15 protein-coding genes are annotated in these 20,218 nt (G+C 53.5%); 8 read left to right on the forward strand and 7 right to left on the reverse strand.

Annotated elements, in window-relative coordinates; translation table 11 throughout:
• Nucleotides 1-4: 4 nt before the first annotated feature.
• Together MK110_03730 and MK110_03735 are read right to left on the reverse strand one after the other, a co-directional pair.
• Nucleotides 5-1,528 (reverse strand): carboxypeptidase M32, encoded by a 1,524-nt coding sequence (locus MK110_03730; GenBank protein MCH2210386.1) that lies wholly within the window; start codon nucleotides 1,526-1,528, stop codon nucleotides 5-7.
• On the reverse strand, nucleotides 1,525-1,827 hold the full coding sequence (locus tag MK110_03735; GenBank protein MCH2210387.1) for a hypothetical protein: 303 nt from the start codon (nucleotides 1,825-1,827) through the stop codon (nucleotides 1,525-1,527). Before MK110_03735 ends, MK110_03730 begins: the two co-directional genes overlap by 4 nt.
• 51 nt (nucleotides 1,828-1,878) lie before the next feature.
• On the opposite strand from MK110_03735, the gene MK110_03740 reads away from it, so the two are divergent.
• Together MK110_03740 and MK110_03745 are read left to right on the forward strand one after the other, a co-directional pair.
• Nucleotides 1,879-3,831, forward strand: a complete 1,953-nt coding sequence (locus MK110_03740; protein MCH2210388.1) for a glycosyltransferase family 39 protein — start codon at nucleotides 1,879-1,881, stop codon at nucleotides 3,829-3,831.
• Nucleotides 3,832-3,841: 10 nt separating this feature from the next.
• Nucleotides 3,842-4,621: a TatD family hydrolase gene (locus tag MK110_03745; GenBank protein MCH2210389.1), complete on the forward strand. Its 780-nt coding sequence runs from the start codon at nucleotides 3,842-3,844 to the stop codon at nucleotides 4,619-4,621.
• 141 nt (nucleotides 4,622-4,762) lie between these two features.
• On the opposite strand, the gene MK110_03750 is transcribed toward MK110_03745, so the two are convergent.
• A complete protein-coding gene (locus MK110_03750) occupies nucleotides 4,763-7,342 on the reverse strand; it encodes a hypothetical protein (protein MCH2210390.1) in 2,580 nt (859 codons plus the stop codon).
• 296 nt (nucleotides 7,343-7,638) lie between these two features.
• On the opposite strand from MK110_03750, the gene MK110_03755 reads away from it, so the two are divergent.
• Complete coding sequence (locus MK110_03755) at nucleotides 7,639-8,367, forward strand: DUF2071 domain-containing protein (GenBank protein MCH2210391.1); 729 nt, start codon at nucleotides 7,639-7,641, stop codon at nucleotides 8,365-8,367.
• A gap of 69 nt (nucleotides 8,368-8,436) precedes the next feature.
• Here MK110_03755 and MK110_03760 read toward each other — a convergent pair whose 3' ends face one another.
• The 3 genes from MK110_03760 to MK110_03770 form a co-directional block, all read right to left on the reverse strand.
• Nucleotides 8,437-9,360, reverse strand: a complete 924-nt coding sequence (locus MK110_03760) for a type II secretion system F family protein (protein MCH2210392.1) — start codon at nucleotides 9,358-9,360, stop codon at nucleotides 8,437-8,439.
• A gap of 58 nt (nucleotides 9,361-9,418) precedes the next feature.
• The gene (locus MK110_03765; protein ID MCH2210393.1) at nucleotides 9,419-10,378 is read right to left on the reverse strand and encodes a type II secretion system F family protein; all 960 of its coding nucleotides are present in this window, start codon (nucleotides 10,376-10,378) and stop codon (nucleotides 9,419-9,421) included.
• Between the two features lie 73 nt (nucleotides 10,379-10,451).
• Nucleotides 10,452-11,762 carry a CpaF family protein gene (locus tag MK110_03770; protein ID MCH2210394.1) on the reverse strand — a complete coding sequence of 437 codons (1,311 nt, stop codon included), beginning with the start codon at nucleotides 11,760-11,762 and terminating at the stop codon, nucleotides 10,452-10,454.
• Between the two features lie 514 nt (nucleotides 11,763-12,276).
• Between MK110_03770 and MK110_03775 the strand changes: the two genes are divergently transcribed.
• The 3 genes from MK110_03775 (at nucleotide 12,277) to MK110_03785 (ending at nucleotide 16,291) form a co-directional block, all read left to right on the forward strand.
• Nucleotides 12,277-13,740, forward strand: a complete 1,464-nt coding sequence (locus MK110_03775; protein MCH2210395.1) for an FAD-binding protein — start codon at nucleotides 12,277-12,279, stop codon at nucleotides 13,738-13,740.
• Between the two features lie 99 nt (nucleotides 13,741-13,839).
• Nucleotides 13,840-14,937 carry an FAD-binding protein gene (locus MK110_03780; GenBank protein MCH2210396.1) on the forward strand — a complete coding sequence of 366 codons (1,098 nt, stop codon included), beginning with the start codon at nucleotides 13,840-13,842 and terminating at the stop codon, nucleotides 14,935-14,937.
• A gap of 34 nt (nucleotides 14,938-14,971) precedes the next feature.
• The gene (locus tag MK110_03785) at nucleotides 14,972-16,291 is read left to right on the forward strand and encodes a 4Fe-4S dicluster domain-containing protein (protein MCH2210397.1); all 1,320 of its coding nucleotides are present in this window, start codon (nucleotides 14,972-14,974) and stop codon (nucleotides 16,289-16,291) included.
• On the opposite strand, the gene MK110_03790 is transcribed toward MK110_03785, so the two are convergent.
• Nucleotides 16,267-17,292, reverse strand: a complete 1,026-nt coding sequence (locus tag MK110_03790) for a DUF368 domain-containing protein (GenBank protein ID MCH2210398.1) — start codon at nucleotides 17,290-17,292, stop codon at nucleotides 16,267-16,269. The two genes, MK110_03785 and MK110_03790, sit on opposite strands and share 25 nt — an antisense overlap.
• Before the next feature lie 280 nt (nucleotides 17,293-17,572).
• Between MK110_03790 and MK110_03795 the strand changes: the two genes are divergently transcribed.
• Entirely contained in the window at nucleotides 17,573-18,118 is a 546-nt protein-coding gene (locus tag MK110_03795; protein ID MCH2210399.1) for a putative molybdenum carrier protein, read from the forward strand.
• A 156-nt stretch (nucleotides 18,119-18,274) separates the two neighbouring features.
• On the forward strand, nucleotides 18,275-19,951 hold the full coding sequence (ettA, locus tag MK110_03800; protein ID MCH2210400.1) for an energy-dependent translational throttle protein EttA: 1,677 nt from the start codon (nucleotides 18,275-18,277) through the stop codon (nucleotides 19,949-19,951).
• Nucleotides 19,952-20,218 lie beyond the last annotated feature (267 nt).

Genomic DNA, 20,218 nt, shown 5'->3' on the forward strand with positions numbered 1-20,218 from the left:
GGCATCATGTGCCCTGATACAGCGGCAGGAATCGCTCAGTCAGATGACGGATGAGCGGTGCATCACTCAGCGGATGTCCGGTGACGCTTTCCACGAGCTCACCTGCGGGGAGCCGTTGTCCCTGTTCGTGAATATTTTCTCTCAACCATTCCAGCAGAGTACCGAACTCTCCGTTCGAAAATTGTTTATCCAGATCGCCGAGCTGATCCCGGGCCGTCTGGTAAAACTGTGATGCGTACATATTGCCGAGAGCATAGGTAGGAAAATAACCGAACAGTCCGGCACTCCAGTGAATGTCCTGCATGCAGCCATCCGCATCGGAATCGGGTGTGATGCCGAAGTCAGACTTGAATCGATCATTCCAGGCCGCGGGCAGGTCCTCAACGGACAGATCGCCGGAAATCAGATCGCGCTCGATGTCAAATCGCAGCATGATGTGCAGGTTATAAGTGACTTCATCCGCTTCAACACGAATTGGTGACGGCCGTACGGTATTGACTGCAAAGAAAAATTCGTCCAGTGAAGTGTTTTTGAGAGCATCCGGAAAAAAAGTTTGTGCCTGTGAAAAGAAGTACTGCCAGAAGGCGCGACTGCGCCCCACTATGTTTTCCCACAGACGTGATTGAGACTCATGGATGCCCAGAGAAACCGAATGGCCCAGCGGAGTCCCCCAGGCCTCTGAGGACAGTCCCTGTTCGTAGAGTCCGTGTCCGGCTTCATGCAGCGTCCCGAAAAACGCCCCGCTGAAAAAATTTGCGTCATAACGTGTGGTCAGCCGACAGTCACCAGGTCCGATGCGGCTGCAGAAAGGATGTGCTGTGACATCCAGTCGACCGGAATCAAAATCAAACCCGATGAACTTTGCCGCCAGTTGCCCGAACTTCTTTTGTTGAGCAACAGGGTAGTCACGAACCAGAATTGAAGCATCAGGACTGCGTGGACATCCACGGATTCTGTCCAGTAACGGGATGAGTTTCGAACGCAGCCGCCCAAACACGTCAGCGATCTCTCGACTTGTGGATTGCGGTTCATATTCATCCAGAAGTGCATCGTATGATGTACCGTCCGCGGCAAATCCGACTGCGGCTGCTTCTTCCTGCTTGAGACGAATGATATTTTTCAGCCAGGGAGAAAATAACTGATAATCATCTGCCTGGCGTGCCTGAGACCAGTAATGCTGAGCCAGAGCGGTGACACGGGCAGTTTCCTCAACCAGATCCTGTGGTAATCGACGGTTTCGGTCATATCTCCGTCGAATTTCTCGCTGATTGACAGCAGAATCTGCCGTGGCAGGTTCGTTGAGGTCAGTTTCGTTCAAAGTGTCCAGCAGTTCACCGATTCGTTCATCGGTTGCGGCCTGGTGATGAAGTCCTGACAGCAGACTCATCTGGTTGGCGCGATGTTCCGCGCCATTGGCCGGCATGTATGTTTCTCGGTCCCAGCCCAGTACGGCGGCAGACGATTCAAGCAGGGCGGCCCGTCTGACAATCGTAAGTAATTCCTGATACAGATCCTGAGGACTTGTCATGACGGTGGGTCTGAGAGAGTACTGCTCTGTGAGGAACTCTGTTGATTTTGAGTGTTCACCCCGCCAGATCTCAGCGTGTGGATCCGATCGACAGCCATTGCCAGCAGGACAAGTACCATGATGACCGCAAACTCAACTGTCAACAGTGTTACCATGTGGCGATCGAACCACTGAGCGACCGGGGCACGTGGGTCCCCAAAGATCAACGCAATCATGATCAAAATCGTTAGAATGAATGCTCCACACGCCGGTACTACCAGTCGAAACAAAAAACTTACAGGTGAAGCGGGACGTTTCATGGATTTCCAGCAGCAGAACTGGTGCTGCCCACGTAATGCGATGGGATCAACGTGGAACAATACCGGGTGTGGGTGGCAATCATAGCTCATCTAAGAGCATCCAACACTCCCGGACCAAATGACAAGAGTAACAGGCTGATGACACTGACAGGGAAATCCGGACTTGCTGGTGCCTGGCTGCTCGTGACCGGCCTTTGTGGATATTTCGAATATTATCGACTTTCAGATGCCGTTCAGGGGCCGATTGGTGCGCTGGCCTGGCTGACTGACTGGGAACCCGAAACGACGTTGCCGCTTTTGATTCTCATCAGCCTTCCGCTGTTGTGTGTGATGTTCCGTTCCCCGCGCAGACTCCTGCGAAAGAAGATTCAGTACACGGGGTCCCCGCGATTCCGGTGGTTGAGTTGTCTGTTTGTTGCCGGAGTTTCTCTGACTGCGAGCGTCTGCGTCGGATTGCAGTCAGTCAGTCTGGATGGCGGATCGGAAACAGATCTTGTTTCGTTCTGTGATCTTCCTCCGGCATATCATGATGAATACAGCTACCTGCTTCAGGCAGAAACGTTTGCTGCAGGACGGCTGTCCTGGCCACCGGCTCCCGTACGTCCTGACCTGTTTCATCAGTTTCATGTGCTGAACGAACGCTGTACGGCCAGTCGGTATTTTCCATGGACAGGTTTGTGGATGTCGTTGTTTGTGCAGACAGAGCGACCGATCATCGGGCACTGGCTGGCCGGGGCAGTTGCTGCGGGTTTCTTTTATCTTGCCGCTGCTGAGGTCCTGCGGCCTTCGGCGGCCCTGGTGGCCGGATTATTGATTGGCTGCAGTCCGGGTTTGGCCCTGTTCAGTAATATGCTGCTGGCACACCACCCGACCCTACTCGCCCTGAGTGTGTTTTTGTGGACGATGGTCCGACTGATGAGGCGCCCGGCGATCACATTAACACTGATTTCGGGCCTGTCACTGAGTCTGGCGATGCTCGGTCGACCGATGACGGCCGCCGGTTTTGCGTTGCCGTGGGGCCTGGTGTTCGGCTGGAAACTTGTGCGGTCCGCAGAACCAGAATGGTCGTCGCAGCGTTTCCTGCTGTTCGCCTGCATGGCGACTCCTCTGATCGTGGGATTGTTGGCCCTCGGAATACAGAATCAGCAAATCACCGGATCGTTTTTACGCAGTGCCTACCAGGAATATACTGACACTTACACCCCCAGACATGTTTACGGATTCAATAATGGAATTCGCGGTGAAGCAAAACAGACTCCGAAAGTTCTGAAGAGCTACGACCAGTGGGCAGAAAATCTGACATGGTCACTGGCTTTGAGGAATGCGGGGCGTCGCTGCCTGGCCAGCGTTCAATGGACTCTGGGTATTGCACCCATCGTGATGGGACTGACGCTGGTGCTGCTGCGCGTGTGTCTGCCGTCGCCGGATCAATCGCACCCGACGACTGTGTTACGTCTGATTATCGCAAGTGTAGTGACGTTGCATGTGCTGCATCTCCCATACTGGTTTTCCGGAATTATGCACTGGCACTATGTGTTCGAGACGGCGCCACTGATTCTGATACTTGTTGCAGCGGGATTTTCATGGTTCACCAGTGAACTTTCACAGGAGATCTCGTATCGATTGAGCTGGTTATGGGTGATCAGCTTTCTGCTGGCTGCTCTGCTACCCTGCTGGTTCTCTGCGGATGCGGCGTGGGGACGCTCAAAGATTTCTTCGGCTACCGGTGAACTGGTCTGGTCACGTCGGCAGTTCGAAACTTTTAACCGAATGGTCGGCGGACCGGGGCTTATCAAACCTGCCGTGATCCTCGTAGATGAAACGTCTTCTGATCCTCAACTCAGTTATATCATTAACGACCCGGAATATCGCAGTGATGTTCTGGTCGCACGTCTTCCCGGGACAGCTGAAGAAATTGACGAACTGCAGCAGTCATTTCCCGGGCGAACACTGTATCAATTTGATCCGCAATCAATGATTCTGACGCTCATCAAATCCGAATAGCGAATTTTGTATGGCTCCTCGACTGATAGACACTCACTGTCACCTGGACGCAGAAACGTTTCAGCACGAACGGGACGCTGTCATCGCACGTGCTGTCGAGGGGGATGTCAGTCATCTGCTCACGATCGGGATTGATCAAGGCACCAGTCAGGCAGCAGTTGCGATCGCTGAACAATACGAATGCGTATCTGCTGTTGTCGGAATTCAGCCTAACTATGTTCACGAAGTCAAACCCGACGACTGGGAATCTATTTTGTCGCTGATTGACCACCCAAAGGTTGTTGGTGTGGGTGAAACCGGTCTCGATAAATACTGGGATCATGCTCCACTTGATCTCCAGAGGGAATATTTTCATCGTCACATTCGGTTGTCCAGAGAACGGAAACTGCCGTTCGTGGTTCACTGTCGGGAGGCAGAATCTGATGTGCTGGATGTCCTGAGAACTGAAGCCGAACACGGTTCGTTACACGGTGTGATGCATTCATTTTGTGGCGATGCTGAAACCGCAGCAGAATGTGTGGAACTCGGAATGCATGTTTCATTTTCCGGCATGACGACGTTTCGAAAAAACGAAAAACTTCGAGCCGTGGCGTCAACGGTTCCACTGGACCGGATTCTGGTTGAAACGGATGCGCCTTACCTCGCACCTCACCCCAACCGTAGCAAACGTAATGAGCCGGCCTGGGTACGGCTCACAGCCGAATGTCTCGCACAGGTTTACGGAATCAGTGACCAGGAATTCGCCAACACAACAACACGCAATGCTGAAATCCTGTTCGGACTTCGGTAGGACGAAAATTTGTCCCGGTGTCACTCACCGGCACCCGGGGCTACGTCTGTCGCCAGCCATGTTTCTTTGCGGCTTCTGTTAGGCGGCTTCCGGCGACACGATAGTGATGAGCTGTTAATAATCAGGGATTGGTCTGTCCGCCTACATCTGCCGGTCGTCACGGTCCTGTACGGAATCACTCATCGTGACGGACTTTTGCTGTGACTCGAATCTCTGAATACCCGCCGCCAGAAAACTGCGAAAGTCCTCTTTGCTGACAACACCGGTTGTGCTCGACAGTACTGTTCTGCCATTCGGGGACAGGACAACATAGGTAGGCATTGCAGCGCCTCCTGTCAGTTGCTCACAGAGTTGCAGGTTCTGATCCAGAATCCTGTCTGCTTCGGCGACATCGGCAACCGTTGGGACTTCATCAAGGTACAACTGTGCCCTGGGAACGGTTGCCAGCAAATCCAGAATCTCGGCCTGGTTGAGCACGCTTTTTTCCATCGTTCGGCAGTTGATACAGTTGACACCGGTAAAATCGATGAACAGTGGACGCGAACGAGCGCGTGCGACGGCCACGCCGTCATCGACTTCCAGCGCATAGGCAAGCCCATCGTGCGACAACCAGTTGCGAGATCGAGCCAGTTCTGAAAACTGGTCGTTAATCACATCACGTTCAAACCGAGGTGGCGCAAACCCTTCCAACTGCTTCCAAACCCAGCCTTCTGGCGGCCTGGCGCTGAACAGACCTACGCAGATCAACAATCCCAGTCCAATGCTGCTCATGGCCCACAGTCCGCCGATTGGCGAGATTCCCTCGGTGGGTGTGTCCTTTGAAAATCGGAATACGCCTAGTAGATACAGTCCGGTTACAAATGCCAGAGTTGCCCACAGCACCATTGCTGTTGAGAAATCCAGGAATTCGGGGGTTGCATCTCCACTGAAGCCGATATCCGCCACACTCAGAAATTTTACCACAAAAGCCAGCTCAATCAGTCCCGCAGTGCATTTCACCTTCTGCATCCATCCGCCGCTTTTGGGCAGTCGGGCCAACAACCCCGGAAACAGTGCCAGAAAGAAAAATGGCGATGCGAATGCAGTGGAAAACGCCAGCATTCCAAGCGTGGGCCACACAATGTCACCCTGAGAAGCCCAAACCAGGACATTAGCGACAAAAGCAGCCGTGCAGGTAAACGATACCAGCGTGAATGTGAGTGACATGAACAGCACGCCGGCGAGGCCGCCCCGTCCTTCACGCTGTGAAGACCAGCTGAGCATCGAGGCAGGGACGCGCAACTCAAACACGCCCATCAACATCAGGGCGAACGCCACAAACACGATCGCAAACAGTAGGTTAAGCCATGGCCCATTTGCGAGTTCTGTCATCTTTTGGGGGCCAAACACAATGGAAACAAACACTCCGATTACGGTGAATGAACCAACAATGCCCAGGCAATAGATCACAGCAAGCAGTTTCGTGTTTCCTTTACCGGACTCGCCCTGCTTGAGGAAGAATGCCACTGTGACCGGAATCATCGGAAACACGCAGGGGGTCAACAGGGCAACGAATCCGGCTCCGACAGCGGCCAGCAGAAACATCAGCAGTCCCTGCTGCTTAGCATCTGCCGCAACACCGACACTTGTTGGCGCCGGATTTTCTGCGTCAGCATTGGTCTCTAACGGTGAAGCTGTGGCGGTTCTTTCGCCTCCCAGCTGTACAGCAAACGCAGCTGTTCCGGGTTGGAGACATTGTGTGTCACTACAGACCTGACCTTCGATTGTTCCGGCAATGACTGCATTTGCACGTGTAACGATAAAGCGCCGGCTCCAGGTGACCGTTTGTTCATGAACTTCAAGCGATCCGCCCAGCGGGTTTTCAAGCAACTCCGGAACGGCCTGGGTGGTGAAGTTATCTTCTATGCTTTGTAGTCCGGTTGATTCCAGCACACTGATAACCGTTGGTAATCCTCCGAGTATTTCAGAGGACATCGTTACGGAATACGTGTGCCATCCTTTGGCCATGTCGGCCCGAACGTAAAGTGTGACTTCGTCTCCCGGTTCCGCATTATGTGGCTCCAGCGATACCGTATAGTTGATTGTTCCGGCGCCCGATGATTCGTCGTTCAGTGTCACTGTGGTGCCGGACGGGTAATCAGTCTGCATACTTCCGGCGTCAGTGTCGATGGTGGCCATGGATTCATCAGCCACCAGTTCTGCTGCGAACTCCGGAACAGGCCGCAGCAGGATGCAGACCCCGCCGTCACCTTCGTTGTCTTCAGTACAGATCTGTCCCGCGATATTTCCTGTCATTCGCAGGGTGCCGGATAACGGAGTTTTCGAGATGAACTGTCGAGACCACGTCACGGAATCGGTGAATTTCTCAACGTCACCGGCAAAATCTTTACTGTATTTGCGGTTCGGTGGATGATCCGGGGTAAAGGCCTGTTGTTTGGGCTGTAAACCTGCGGTTTCCGTGAGTGTGATCCGCGTTTTTTGACCCTTTGGAGTTGTGGTGGAATAAATGTAGAAGTCCGCGGGAGGGGTTGCTGTTACCTGCAGTTCAACGGTTCGGGCATCCAGCTGAATCAGTTGGGCAGACAGGTCAATGGAATTGACCTGCTGTACCGTACCGAACAGGGAGCCACTGCTGAGCGATCCGTCGATGTCAATCTGTCCAAAAGCGGATCCGGACACAAAAACAGTGGTGAACAGAACAAGAGTCAAACGAAACAGCATTGATCGATCCTGCGCTGATCAGATGAAACGGTTGCTGCGCAACGTGCATTGGAATAAGGCACAGCTGCGCGGCCATGAATTGAGTGTCGTACGTCCGGATTTGACGTTGAAAGCCTTAAGTTTCATACAGCAGGCCAAGGGAGGCCGTATAGGAACATCACCGATCGCCCCTTGTTCTTCAGCGTCTGGGTTCCGGTCAACCGTACGCAATTGTCTTCAACGGTCGGTTAAAAGTCGATACCGAAGGCAAACAGAAACGTCATGTGTTTTTCGCCTCAGTTTACAAAGGATGCGGCATGAGCCGAATTGAGACACCAAAACCCATCGCCGGTTATCAGAGTTGGAGACATCTGGTGTTTTTGCACTGGCGTGTACCCTCGAAAATGCTGCGGGAACAGTTACCGAACGGACTTGAACCGGAAACGTTTGATGGTTCGTCATGGCTGGCCCTGGTTCCGTTTGCGATGGAACGTGTTCGTCCCTGGTGGGCGCCGCCACTACCGGGCATCTCCTGGTTTCTGGAGACAAACGTTCGGACATATGTACGTCACGAAAGCGGTGTGACCGGAGTATGGTTTTTCAGTCTGGACGCCAACAGCCGCCTCGCTGTTCGGACGGCTCGTACATTCTGGAACCTTAATTACCTGAGCAGTCGGATGACGCTGAAAACGGGCCCCTCGTCCAACGTATTCAAATATACCGGAAGACGCAGGATGTTTCCGGAAAGTGTTTACGATCTTGGTGTTGAGCTCACAGGTACTGAGTACCGTGCGGCAAATGAGGGTTCGTTAGAGCAGTTTTTGCTTGAAAGGTATACGCTGGTAACTCAGTCAGCCGGTGGTCGTTTTCTGACAGCAGAAGTGGCGCACCGTCCGTACGAATTCGTGCCGGTGAATATCCTGCACTGCCGTGAAACCTATTTGTCAGAAGTGTGTAGACACAGTGATGATTACGGTCCACCGGACCATGCGGTCTACAGCCCCGGCGTCGATGTCCGGGTCTCGAGGCTGGAGCCGATTGAATAGAAAACGGCACAGGCAATGATTGTCGGTGCCGTCACCGCATCTGACGCGTATGGTGCGATTTCTGCGGCTTCATTTGTTGACAAGGTTTTCCATCAACTGGATGCCCGCGGGACCGACCAGTACCACAAAGATTCCTGGAAAGATGAACAGAACCAGGGGAAAGATCATCTTGACTGCTGTTGCCTGAGCTTTTTCTTCTGCCATTTGACGCCGCTTGACTCTCATGCTGTCGGATTGAACCCGAAGTGCATGTGCGATTGAAGAACCGAATTTGTCGGCCTGGATCAAAATAGCAGCCAGGGCCCGCATGTCATCCACACCTGTACGGATTCCGAGGTCGCGCAGCACCTGTCGGCGAGATTTTCCCATTTGCAGCTGCATGTTGGCAGTACTGAGTTCCTGACAGACTTCCGGGGCTCCGCTCTCCAGTTCCTGAGATACTCTGCGCATTCCGGCGTCCAGTCCGAGTCCGGCTTCGACGCAGACCACCAGAAGGTCCAGCGCATCCGGAAGCTGCAGAAATATTTTCGTCTGTCGCGACATCCTCATCAGCGTCAGGATTAATTCCGGCACATAAAAACCAAGACCAGCACCAACGATCCATGCCATCCATGAATTATTTTCCAGGCTGGCGATACCGTAAATACCACCGATCATCAGCCCCGGTACCAGTGAGGCCATCTTGATTGCCAGGAAGTTTCTCGGTGCATTTTCATTGTTGTATCCCGCATTTGCCAGGCGGATCTTCAGCTTGCTTTGATGTTTTTCGTCACCGGAATCGAGTGCTTTCGACAGAGCGGGAGCAGCCTTGTCGATAATGTGATTCATGGGGCCATTGGCAGCAGCCGGTCCGCGACGTAACCGGGGATCCTGCATTTCCTTCAGACGCTGTTCAGTCCGGGAACTATTCCTGGTGAACATAGTGAGAACTGCCCAGACCGCGCATGTTGCTGTGGTGAAAACAGCAATCGGTATAATGACTTCGGAATTCATGACACGCGTCCGGTTTAGTCCCATGGTTGAAAAGGAACAGGAAGGCTCAGTCTCTTCATCAGACTTTAATGTCGCAGATTTTGCGGATAACGAAGGCGCCCAGGATCTGCAGAATGATGGCTCCTGTCATCATCTTTCGTCCGTCTTCGTGTTCGAAAAGGACCATCACGTAGTCCGGGTTGAGGTAATAAACGGCCATAAACAGCACCGGTGGCAGGGCCATCAGCACGATGCCGCTGATTCGTCCTTCTCCGGTCAGAGCCTTAACCTGTCCAAGAATTTTGAATCGTTCACGTACCAGGCCGCTGATCTTGCTGAGAATTTCGGCAAGATCACCTCCGGACTGTCTTTGGATCGCCACCGCAGTCACAAAGAACTGCAGATCCACGTTAGGAATTCGGTCCAGCATGTTGAGAAGAGCTTTATCAAGCGGGATTCCGAGATTCTGCTCTTCGTAACAATTGTGAAACTCGGTCGAAATGGGAGCCGGCATTTCAGTTGCGACCACACTCAGTCCGGAGGCCAGACTGTGACCCGACCGGAGGGCACGTGACATGAGATCCAGTGCGTCCGGTAACTGTTTTTCGAAGCGTTTGAATCGCTGAGATCGGTTAAAGGCCAGCCAGCCCCACGGAATCGCGAAGCCCAGTATTCCTCCAACCGGATACAGGGCAACCGGGGCTCGGGCGATCATCGTCATACATATTCCCAGTGCGGCTGTCCCGGTACAGACACCAAGGAACTGTTCGATTTTTAAGGGGGAATCAGCCTGTTGAAAGAACAAGGGGAGCCGATTAAATCGTTTAGTCAGCGAACTCATCATCCCGGTGGCCGCGCCGAATCTGTCCTGTACCAGTTCATCAACAATTCCCGCGCCCGCGGCATCCCCGCCGGTAAACGCCGCCAGACGTTTTTCTGTCGTTGACGTTGTTTGTCCTGAAATCAACGTCCCGATACCCACGACGAGAGCAACAACGCCCAGGAATGACGCGATCAGTATTATCACGATAGGTTCCATGACGAAGTGTCTCCTGTATGGTTTTCAGCAACAGAGAAACCGAGCCGTTATTAAGCTCAGTGAACCGAACCGATCAGTTCGACCGCAGTGTACGCTGCTGGAAGATACTTGGCGGGAGTCGCACTCCGGTAGCCTCCAGGTGTTCGATACACTTGGGTCGTACGCCTGTGGCTTCAAAGTGCCCCACAGCTTTCCCTTCAGGGTCAATCCCGTCCTGTATGAACTTGAAGATGTCCTGCATCACGAGCGTGTTCTGTTCCATTCCAACAATCTCAGAAATAAAGGTGACTTTGCGAGCTCCACCCTGCAGCCGACTGGCCTGAATGATGAGGTTGACGGCAGATGAAATCTGCTTTCTGACAGCTGCCAGCGGAAGTTCTACTCCGCTCATGTTGATCAATGTCTCAATTCGGGATATTGCATCCCGCGGATTGTTTGCGTGAACAGTTGTCAGTGAACCGTCATGACCGGTGTTCATGGCCTGGAGCATGTCGAGTGTTTCACCACCACGGCACTCACCGATGATGATCCGGTCCGGACGCATCCGCAGTGCGTTCTTGACCAGATCCGTTGCAGTCACCGCGCCCTTGCCTTCAAGATTTGGTGGTCGGGTTTCAAGACGCAGTACATGATCCTGCTGAAGTTGCAGTTCGGCCGCGTCTTCAATTGTGACAATGCGGTTTTCGTTCGAGATGAAACTTGAGAGCGTATTCAACAGCGTGGTTTTTCCGGATCCGGTTCCTCCACTGATGATCATATTCATGCGGGCTTTCATCGCTCCTTCCATGAACATCACCATTTCGGGTGTAAATGCTCCGAACTTCAACAGATCATCGAGAGTCAGTGGATTCGTTCCGAATCGGCGAATTGTCAGGGACGGACCGTCCAGTGCCAGTGGCGGGATAATTGCGTTTAAACGAGATCCGTCCGGCAGACGTGCATCCACCATCGGAGATGTTTCATCGACGCGACGACCAACTTTGGACACGATCCGGTCCAGAATCTGCAGCAGATGGTCGTTGTCCCGGAATGTCACATCCGACTTGATGATTCGACCGTTTTTTTCCAGGAACACGTGCCTGGGGCCGTTGATCATAATGTCGGCAACACCTTCTTCCTTAAGCAGGAGTTCCAGTGGACCGAATCCAAATGCTTCGTCGAGTACCTCTTCGACCAGGCGTTCGCGTTCGGCCCGGTTCAGCATGGGGTTTTCTGTGTCGCACAGATGCTCCACCACGACGCGAATTTCGCGACGCAGAGAATTGCCTTCGAGTTCGGAGATCCTGGTGAGGTCCAGTTTTTCTACCAGCTTACCATGAATGTGTGACTTGAGTTTCTCGAACTCATGTGGGTTGTTGCGTGCAGTGCCCGCCTGAATCACCATTTCAGTGTCTCCAGTGATGATTATTCCGGTTATTGGCACATGTTCCGATGTCGACAGACGGAGGATCGGAACAATGCTCTTCTCTGAAGTTAGGTCACAGACAGGTTCGTGCAGCAGAGTTCCAGGCAAATGTTGTCAAATCGCAACAATCCTGCAGGTCAGGTAGGATCGGTCGCAGCATCTATCCCGATTTTCCGCCCGCTGACGGACCTGAAGAATACGTCTTGTTCAGACGACGTCAGTGATTTGAAACACTGAGCGAGTGTTACGTAACGTGGTGACGTCGATTGCGTTTGACGTGCCTGTATTCCGCACTGAGGTCGCAGGGGCAGCCTGCTGACTGTTCAGGTTGTGGTTGACGTAAACGGTTTGGCTGTCGAACCTGTTTTTCTGTTTTCAGCCTTATGCCGCAAAGGTAATGCCGGGGCCACCGGAATCTGTGAGACATGAGATGTAGACTTGTCTTTGGAGAGTCGTCGGAGTACACCTGCAGGTCTTTGATGGACATGAAGCAATGGCAAATTTATCGCCTTCCGGCAACATTTCGGATGACCTTCTGCGTGAACTGGCACAGCACGTCGGTACGGACAGGCTTCTGAGTTCACAGGATGAACTGCTCGTCTACGAATGCGACGGATATGTCGTTGAGAAGAATGTTCCGGACGTGGTGGTGTTTCCGCAATCTGCGGCAGAAATCCAGTCTGTCGTGAAGTCCTGCATCCGACACGGGATTCCTTTCGTTCCCCGCGGTGCAGGAACCAGTCTGGCGGGTGGATGTCTGCCCGTCGGTGGTGGCGTGATGATTTCACTCACGCGAATGAAAAAGATACTCGAAATCAATACACGGGACCGTTATGCCGTGGTTCAGCCCGGTCTGGTTAATCTTAATCTGACTCGAGCTCTTGCAGGGACCGGGTTCCATTATGCTCCAGATCCGTCGAGCCAGGGGGCCTGCACCATTGGAGGGAACGTTGCCACGAACAGCGGCGGCCCGCATACACTTAAGTATGGCGTGACTGTGAATCACGTCATCGGAGTGGAATTCGTTTCTCCGTCAGGTGAGCTGGTCCGGATTGGCGGTCCCTGCGGAAGTGGTGACGAATTCGATCTTCCCGGGCTGTTTGTTGGCAGTGAAGGAACATTCGGAATCGTGACGAGGGTCTGGGTCAAACTGACTCGTAATCCCGAAGCCTGCAGAACCATGCTTGCCGTATTCGACAGTACGGATGAAACGTCGCAGGCAATCAGCAGTATCATTGGTGCAGGAATTGTTCCCGCCGCCCTGGAAATGATGGATCAGGGGATCATCGCAGCACTGGAAGAAGCCTTCGCATTCGGCTTTCCACTGGATGCCGCTGCAGTGCTGTTGATTGAGGTCGACGGTCTGGATGTGGCGCTCGATCAGGAAGCCGACACGATCATCACACTGTGCAAACAATGTGGAGCACGGGAAGTCCGTCTTTCACAAACGGAAGAAGAACGAGCACTGCTCTGGAAATGCAGAAAACAGGCTTTTGGAGCGATCGGTCGCCTTGCTCCCAGCTACTGCACCCAGGATGGCGTGGTGCCTCGCACCAAATTACCACAAATTCTGAAATTTATTGATGATGTCGGAGAGCGTCACAATCTCAGTATCGTCAACGTATTTCATGCCGGTGATGGAAATCTGCACCCGATTCTGCTGTTTGATGAACGTGATCGTGAGCAGGTCCGACGCGTGATGGACGCCAGCGACGAAATCCTCGAAATGTGCATCGAACTGGGTGGGAGCGTTACCGGGGAACATGGTATTGGAGTTGAAAAGATCAGCTTTATGAATCGTCTGTTCACGGAACAGGATCTTGATGTTATGGGTGACGTTCGTCGCGTGTTCAACCCGAATGGAAATTGCAGTCCGGGTAAACTGCTGCCAACCGCCGGGGCCTGCGGAATGGAGCACATCCAACGTGAACATCCAGGACGTCGTGCCGCTATGTGACAGGTTCCTGGGAAATGAAGTTGCTCAAACGCGTATTGAATCCACACAACCGGCCCCTTTCTTTGCCAGCCTGAACAGACGGACACAACAGACTGATTGATGTCGAGCAACGCGCAAAATAAATTAATTGTCCGGAGTGTCGACGACATCGTGGATGCCGTGCAGTCGGCAGTCAGCGACGGGACCGTTCTCTCCGCAGCCCGCCACGTCGCCGGTAATACTCTTCAGCTTGACTTGTCATCCATGAACGCTGTGGTGGAGTATCCGGCGCGGGATATGACCATCACAGTGGAGGCCGGGATGACTCTGCAGACTCTGACTAGTCTTCTCAGAGCAGAAGGACAGCAGCTTCCCGTTGATGTGGCAGATCCACAGATGACAGTGGGTGCATTTGTGGCATCCAATCCGGCCGGACCTCGTCAGTATGGTTACGGCACCCTGCGGGATTATCTGATCGGAATCGAAGCCGTTGACGGACACGGGCGTGTGTTTCATGCGGGCGGTCGTGTCGTCAAGAATGTTGCAGGATATGACCTGTGCCGACTAATGGTCGGTTCCCGCGGATCACTGGGGATTCTGAATCAGCTGACGTTTAAACTGAAACCTGTTCCGGAACATTTTGCAGTACAACGGTGGCAATTTGCCGATGAATCCGACGTAGCGGCCTCTTTGGATTCTCTGAACAAATCAGCAGCGCGTCCGGTTATTATCGATCTCGACTCTCCTGGTGGTTCGAGATGGTTTCTGTCTGTCGGCGTAGAGGGGCCGCCGAATGTTTGTGAATGGCAGATCGGACAGGTCAATTACGACATGAGTCATTCGATATCTTCAGAACTTCTGGCGCCAGACCTGACTGCCGCAATGAAGTATTGCGGCGATGCCGCCCACCGACATCGGGAAACGGAGACGGTCGCGGTGGTAAAGACGCTGCCTTCGCAGCTGCTTCGAATCTGTAATATTTTCAATGAACATAAGTATTCGGCAAATTGTCATGCAGGGAACGGTGTGATTGTTGTTCAGTCGAAACACTCCGGAACTCTGCCGGAACATGTGGTCGATCAGATTGAAGCTTTACTGAAGGATCATGGAGGTCACTTCAGACGATATGCAAACAATGACAGCGTCAGTCAACGTCGTGACGGTGTGTTTTCTACAGGACTGACGGCAGCGTTCGACCCCGGTCAGGTGTTCGTATGATCGCATCCCATTGTTGACAGAAACGGCCGATCCAATGAGCCAGCCTGAATTGCCCGTCATCGGACAGTCCATTCCCTACGAACGTTTTCTCGATTGCGTGCATTGTGGATTGTGTACTTCGGCATGTCCGACGTATGTGGAGACCGGTGACGAAAACGACAGCCCGCGCGGTCGAATTTACCTGATGAGATCCGTGGTGGATGGACGACTTGATCTGACGGACCGTGTGCGCGGACATCTGGATCTTTGTCTGGATTGTCGCAGCTGCGAAACCGCGTGTCCCTCCGGCGTCCAGTACGGACGTTTGCTGGAACCGTTTCGAGTGGAAATGCAGTCACAGCCACAGAAGGGATTACAGGCGACAACCGGTCCTGACTGGTTTCATCGCTGGATCATGTATGGTTTGTTTACCAGTCGACGTCGTATGGCATGGGCACTGACACCGGCGCGCTGGATGCAGAAACTGAAGCTGGACCGGGTCATCGAGGCCACCGGGCTGAATCGGCTGCTGCCGGAACGACTGCATCGTATGCAGCAGCAGCTTCCGGATCTCAAGGCGCCTGAAAGCACACTTCCTGTGCGTCTTCCGGCAATCGGGGTGCATCGCGCCACCGTGGGGTTGTTTCTTGGCTGCGTTGCCGACGCCATGTTCCGTCACGTGCACTGGGCCACAGCCCGGGTCCTGCAGCAGAACGGATGTGAGGTCCTGATCCCGCAGAACCAGCAGTGCTGTGGAGCCATTCACTATCACAGCGGAGCATCCGAACCGGCCGTCGATCTGATCCAGCAAAACGTGCAGGCATTCGCGGATCAAAAGCTTGATGCCATTATTGTCAACGTCGCCGGTTGTGGATCGATGCTCAAAGATTACAGCCATATTCTTGCTGAACTGCACCCGGATACAGATCGTTCTGCCAGTGACGATTTCGTGGGCCGCATGAAAGATGTTTCAGAGTTTTTAGCTGACCTGGGTCTGGTGGCACCCCAGGGCGCCATCAATGCAACGGTTGCCTATCAGGATGCCTGCCATCTGCAGCATGCTCAGCAGATTCGTGATCAACCTCGAATGCTGCTGAATCAGATTCCTGGGCTGAAGCTGGTTCCGGTCGCTGAACCGGAACTGTGTTGTGGAGCAGCCGGCAGCTACAATCTGACTCAGCCGGAAATGGCCGATCGTCTGGGTAAGAGACGCATTGAGCATTTGCTGGCAGCCGAACCTGATATCATTGCCAGCGGCAATGCCGGGTGTTCACTGCAACTTCAGGCTCAACTCAAACAGGCCGGGCGCGATATTTCCGTTCTGCACCCGGTGGAATTACTGGATCTGAGCTATCGTGGTGAATCCGTCAACTGACGGCGGCCAAAACGGCGAGCCGCTGCATCAAGCAACAGCACGATCGAGGCGGCCAGCGCTGCCGTAAGCAGCGTGGTCCAGACTTCGGTTGACAGTTGCGGTGGCAGGAAGTGTTCGAAGGTCTTGTGTTTGAAGTCTGTAACGTCAGGGGTGAGGTCCCTCTGAAAGGGCCACAGGCGATACAGCGATCCGAGCATAAATCCACAAAGAACGGCGATTGTAGAGTCATGGTGTGTGGCCAGAAGTTTCTTCAATAAACGACTGAATGCCAGCAGCCCTGTCAGGCAACCGATTGAGAAAACGATCAGGATTCCCAGAACCTCCCCGCTTAGATCCAGATGTACGAAACTGCGAATCGCTCCCAGTACGGTTTCATAGCAATTCAAAAGCAGCAGGATGAAAGCACCACTGATGCCGGGAAGGATCATAGCGCAGATGCCGATCATGCCGCAGAAAAATACATAAATCAGCGAGTCTGGCGGGTTCTGAAGTGCCGGCAGCGTTACCAACCACCAGGCTCCGAGAATTGCCAGCAGCAACTGGGTCAGACGTTGCGGAGACCACAAAATCACCTGCCGCGACACCAACAGGCTCGAGGCCAGAATCAAACCAGTGAATGCACCGTATGTCAGTGTACGATGATCCGAAAGCAGAAGCTTCATCACCGAAGCCAGCCCGCCGGCTCCCAGCAGTACACCGCCTCCAACGGCAATCAGGAATCTAAGATCCGCATGTTCAGCGGCTTCCCGCATTTTTCGATCAGCAAGATGTCGCAGAAAACGTCGATCGATGCGACTGATGGCCGTGACCAAACGGGAATAGATGCCGACAATCAGAGCCATTGTGCCCCCGGACACTCCAGGAACAATGTCAGCAGCACCCATCAGAAAGCCGCAGCCGCAGTGCTTCAAATCATCGCTAATCGAACGTTTTTGTGGTTCTTTATTGGCTGATGCACGGATATCGGGATGCTGTTCCTGGCTCGTTTGTTCAGTCGGCATTCACAAATTTCTGGTTCGCGTTGAACTCGGGACTCATTATTGCCGGCGCTCGCAATCAACCACCCCGGCTGCTCATTGATTCTATCTGCCGGGGACAATAACGCGCAGGGTTCGTGGGAACAGTAATATTTCCGGAAAATCACGCGTGCAGGGCCGTGGTCATATTCGACCGGCTGCCGTGTGAATCACCGATTGTGGTGGAAAGCAAAACGGCAGACACTGACTCGCGGTGGCTGGAACGCTACCATTCTTGTCTCTCCGCGGACCGGGACAGTAGTGAATGAATGTCAACACAACCAGCCTTTCAATCCCTGCGAGTGGTTTCACGATCATCTCAGGCGGTCAGACGGGGGTCGACCGTGCTGCACTGGACGCTGCGTTGCACGCGGGGATTCCAATTGGTGGCTGGTGTCCGGTCGGTCGTCGAGCAGAAGACGGGAAAATTCCGGGGCATTACCCACTGCAGGAAACAGATTCGTGGAACTATGCCGTTCGAACCGAACGGAACGTGTGTGACTCCGACGCCACTCTGATCATTGCCCGGGATACGGTCAGTGGTGGTACCCGACTGACCGTGAGGCTCGCTCGCCAGCACGCCAAACCACTGCACATTGTTCGATTGTCTGAGGAGCCCGTCACCACCGCTGCTGAGAAGTTGTTGACAGACGATGTTCAGACCGTTGTGGACTGGGTCGAGGATCGTAAGATTCGCGTGTTAAATGTAGCCGGTCCGCGCGGAACCTCGGACGCACGAATCTATCCTCAGTCCCGAGAGTTTTGCTCTAAGCTTTTCGCGGCATTGATTTCATCAACTGCCGGAATTTAATCGTACAGCTCACTGAGCCGTACGAGGAATGGCATCCGCCAGCTGGAATATGTCCGGCCAGTTCAGTTCCTGTTCCGGAATCAACACCACCTGCCAACCGATCACAGCAGCGACGATCAGTCACTGTTGACCTTGAGTAACGGAAATCTTAAATCCATGGGCGAACAGTACATCATGACCATCGAACATCTGACTCGTCTTTACGACGAGAAAGAGGTTCTGTCCGACATTTGGCTGGCGTTTTATCCGGGAGCAAAGATTGGAGTTCTGGGCGACAACGGGTCCGGGAAGAGTACTCTGTTGAGAATCATGGCGGGGGAGGATACTGATTTTATGGGGACCGTGCGTCCGGCGAAGGGGATCCGCATTGGCTACTTTCCACAGGAACCGCGGCTGGATCCCAAAAAGACAGTGGGGGAATGCATCGAAGAGGCCGTGGCAGATTCACGAGCCATTATCGACCGCTTCAACGAGCTGAGCATGCAACTTGGCGAAGACATGTCGCCGGAACAAATGGAAACCCTTCTGAATGAACAAACAAAGGTGCAGGACCAGATTGATGCCGCCAATCTGTGGGAACTTGATCGCAGCCTGGAAATTGCGGCTGACGCGATGGGGCTGCCTGAAGCGGAATCTGTTGTTGAGAACCTTTCCGGGGGAGAAAAGAGAAGAGTCGCACTGTGTCAACTGCTGCTGATGAATCCTGACATTCTGCTGCTCGATGAGCCGACGAATCATCTGGATGCAGAATCCGTGGCGTGGCTGGAGCAGTTCCTGAAATCGTTTACCGGAACCGTCGTCGCCATCACACATGATCGTTATTTTCTGGACAACGTGGCTGGCTGGATCCTGGAACTGGATCGGGGGAAGGGTATTCCGTACGAGGGGAACTATTCATCGTGGCTGGAACAAAAACAGAAACGGCTGCAGCAGGAGGAACGTTCGGAAAGCCGCCGGCAAAAAGAACTCCGGCAGGAACTGGAGTGGGCCCGGATGTCGCCCAAAGCACGATCCACCAAAAATAAGGCACGTCTGCAGCGCTACCAGGAACTCGCAGCCCGCGAATACGACGTTCGGGAAGGATCCGCTCAGATTCAGATTCCGGCCTCACGTCCACTGGGCACGAAGGTGGTCATCGCAGAGAACCTGCAGAAATCTTATGACGGTCGTGTGCTGTTCGAAAATCTCAGCTTCAACCTGCCACCTGGCGGGATTGTCGGAGTGATCGGTGCCAACGGAGCCGGCAAGACAACGTTGTTTCGAATCATTATGGGACAGGAGGAACCGGATGCCGGAACACTCACGATTGGTGAGACGGTGAGTCTTTCCTACGTTGATCAAACACGCGATGCCCTGGATCCAAACAAGACCGTCTACGAAGAAATCTCTGACGGCCATGACACGCTTGAAGTTGGCAAAGCCAAAATTCACTCCCGCAGCTATTGCGGCCGCTTTAATTTCCGGGGGGCGGACCAGCAAAAACGGGTGGGGAGTTTATCCGGCGGAGAACGAAACCGGGTCCATCTGGCCAGACTGCTGCGTTCCGGCGGCAACCTGTTGCTGCTCGACGAGCCCACCAATGATCTGGATGTACATACCCTGAGGGCACTTGAGGAAGGTTTAACAGGGTTCGGCGGATGTGCCGTTGTGGTGAGTCACGATCGTTGGTTCCTCGACCGCATTGCGACTCACATTCTGGCATTCGAAGGCGGCACGAGTGTGGTCTGGTGTGAAGGAAATTACCGAATCTATGAGCAGGAACGCCGAGCGCGTGTGGGTGATGCATCAGAATCATCGGCACGAAGTCGCTTTAAACCACTCAATCGTTCCTGACGTGCGTGGCAAGTGTGCCGGATGACCATACTCAGGTGGGGAGCAGAAGGCCGGGTCGGGAAACTTATTTGTGCTGCCATCAGGCGAAGGTGAGTGCCAAGTCCTGTGTTGAAGCCTGCAGTTGACCCAGGCACCGGTAATCCTCTGATCACCCGCTATGTTCTTATTAATGCCTGAGTTCAGGCTGCCGAATTGATGTTTCCCCGCAACGCGACAACCATCAATCGATGTGTTACGTTTTATGCCCGGCCGCTTGACGTTCATAAT

This window comes from Fuerstiella sp. (assembly GCA_022447225.1).
Lineage (GTDB): Bacteria > Planctomycetota > Planctomycetia > Planctomycetales > Planctomycetaceae > S139-18.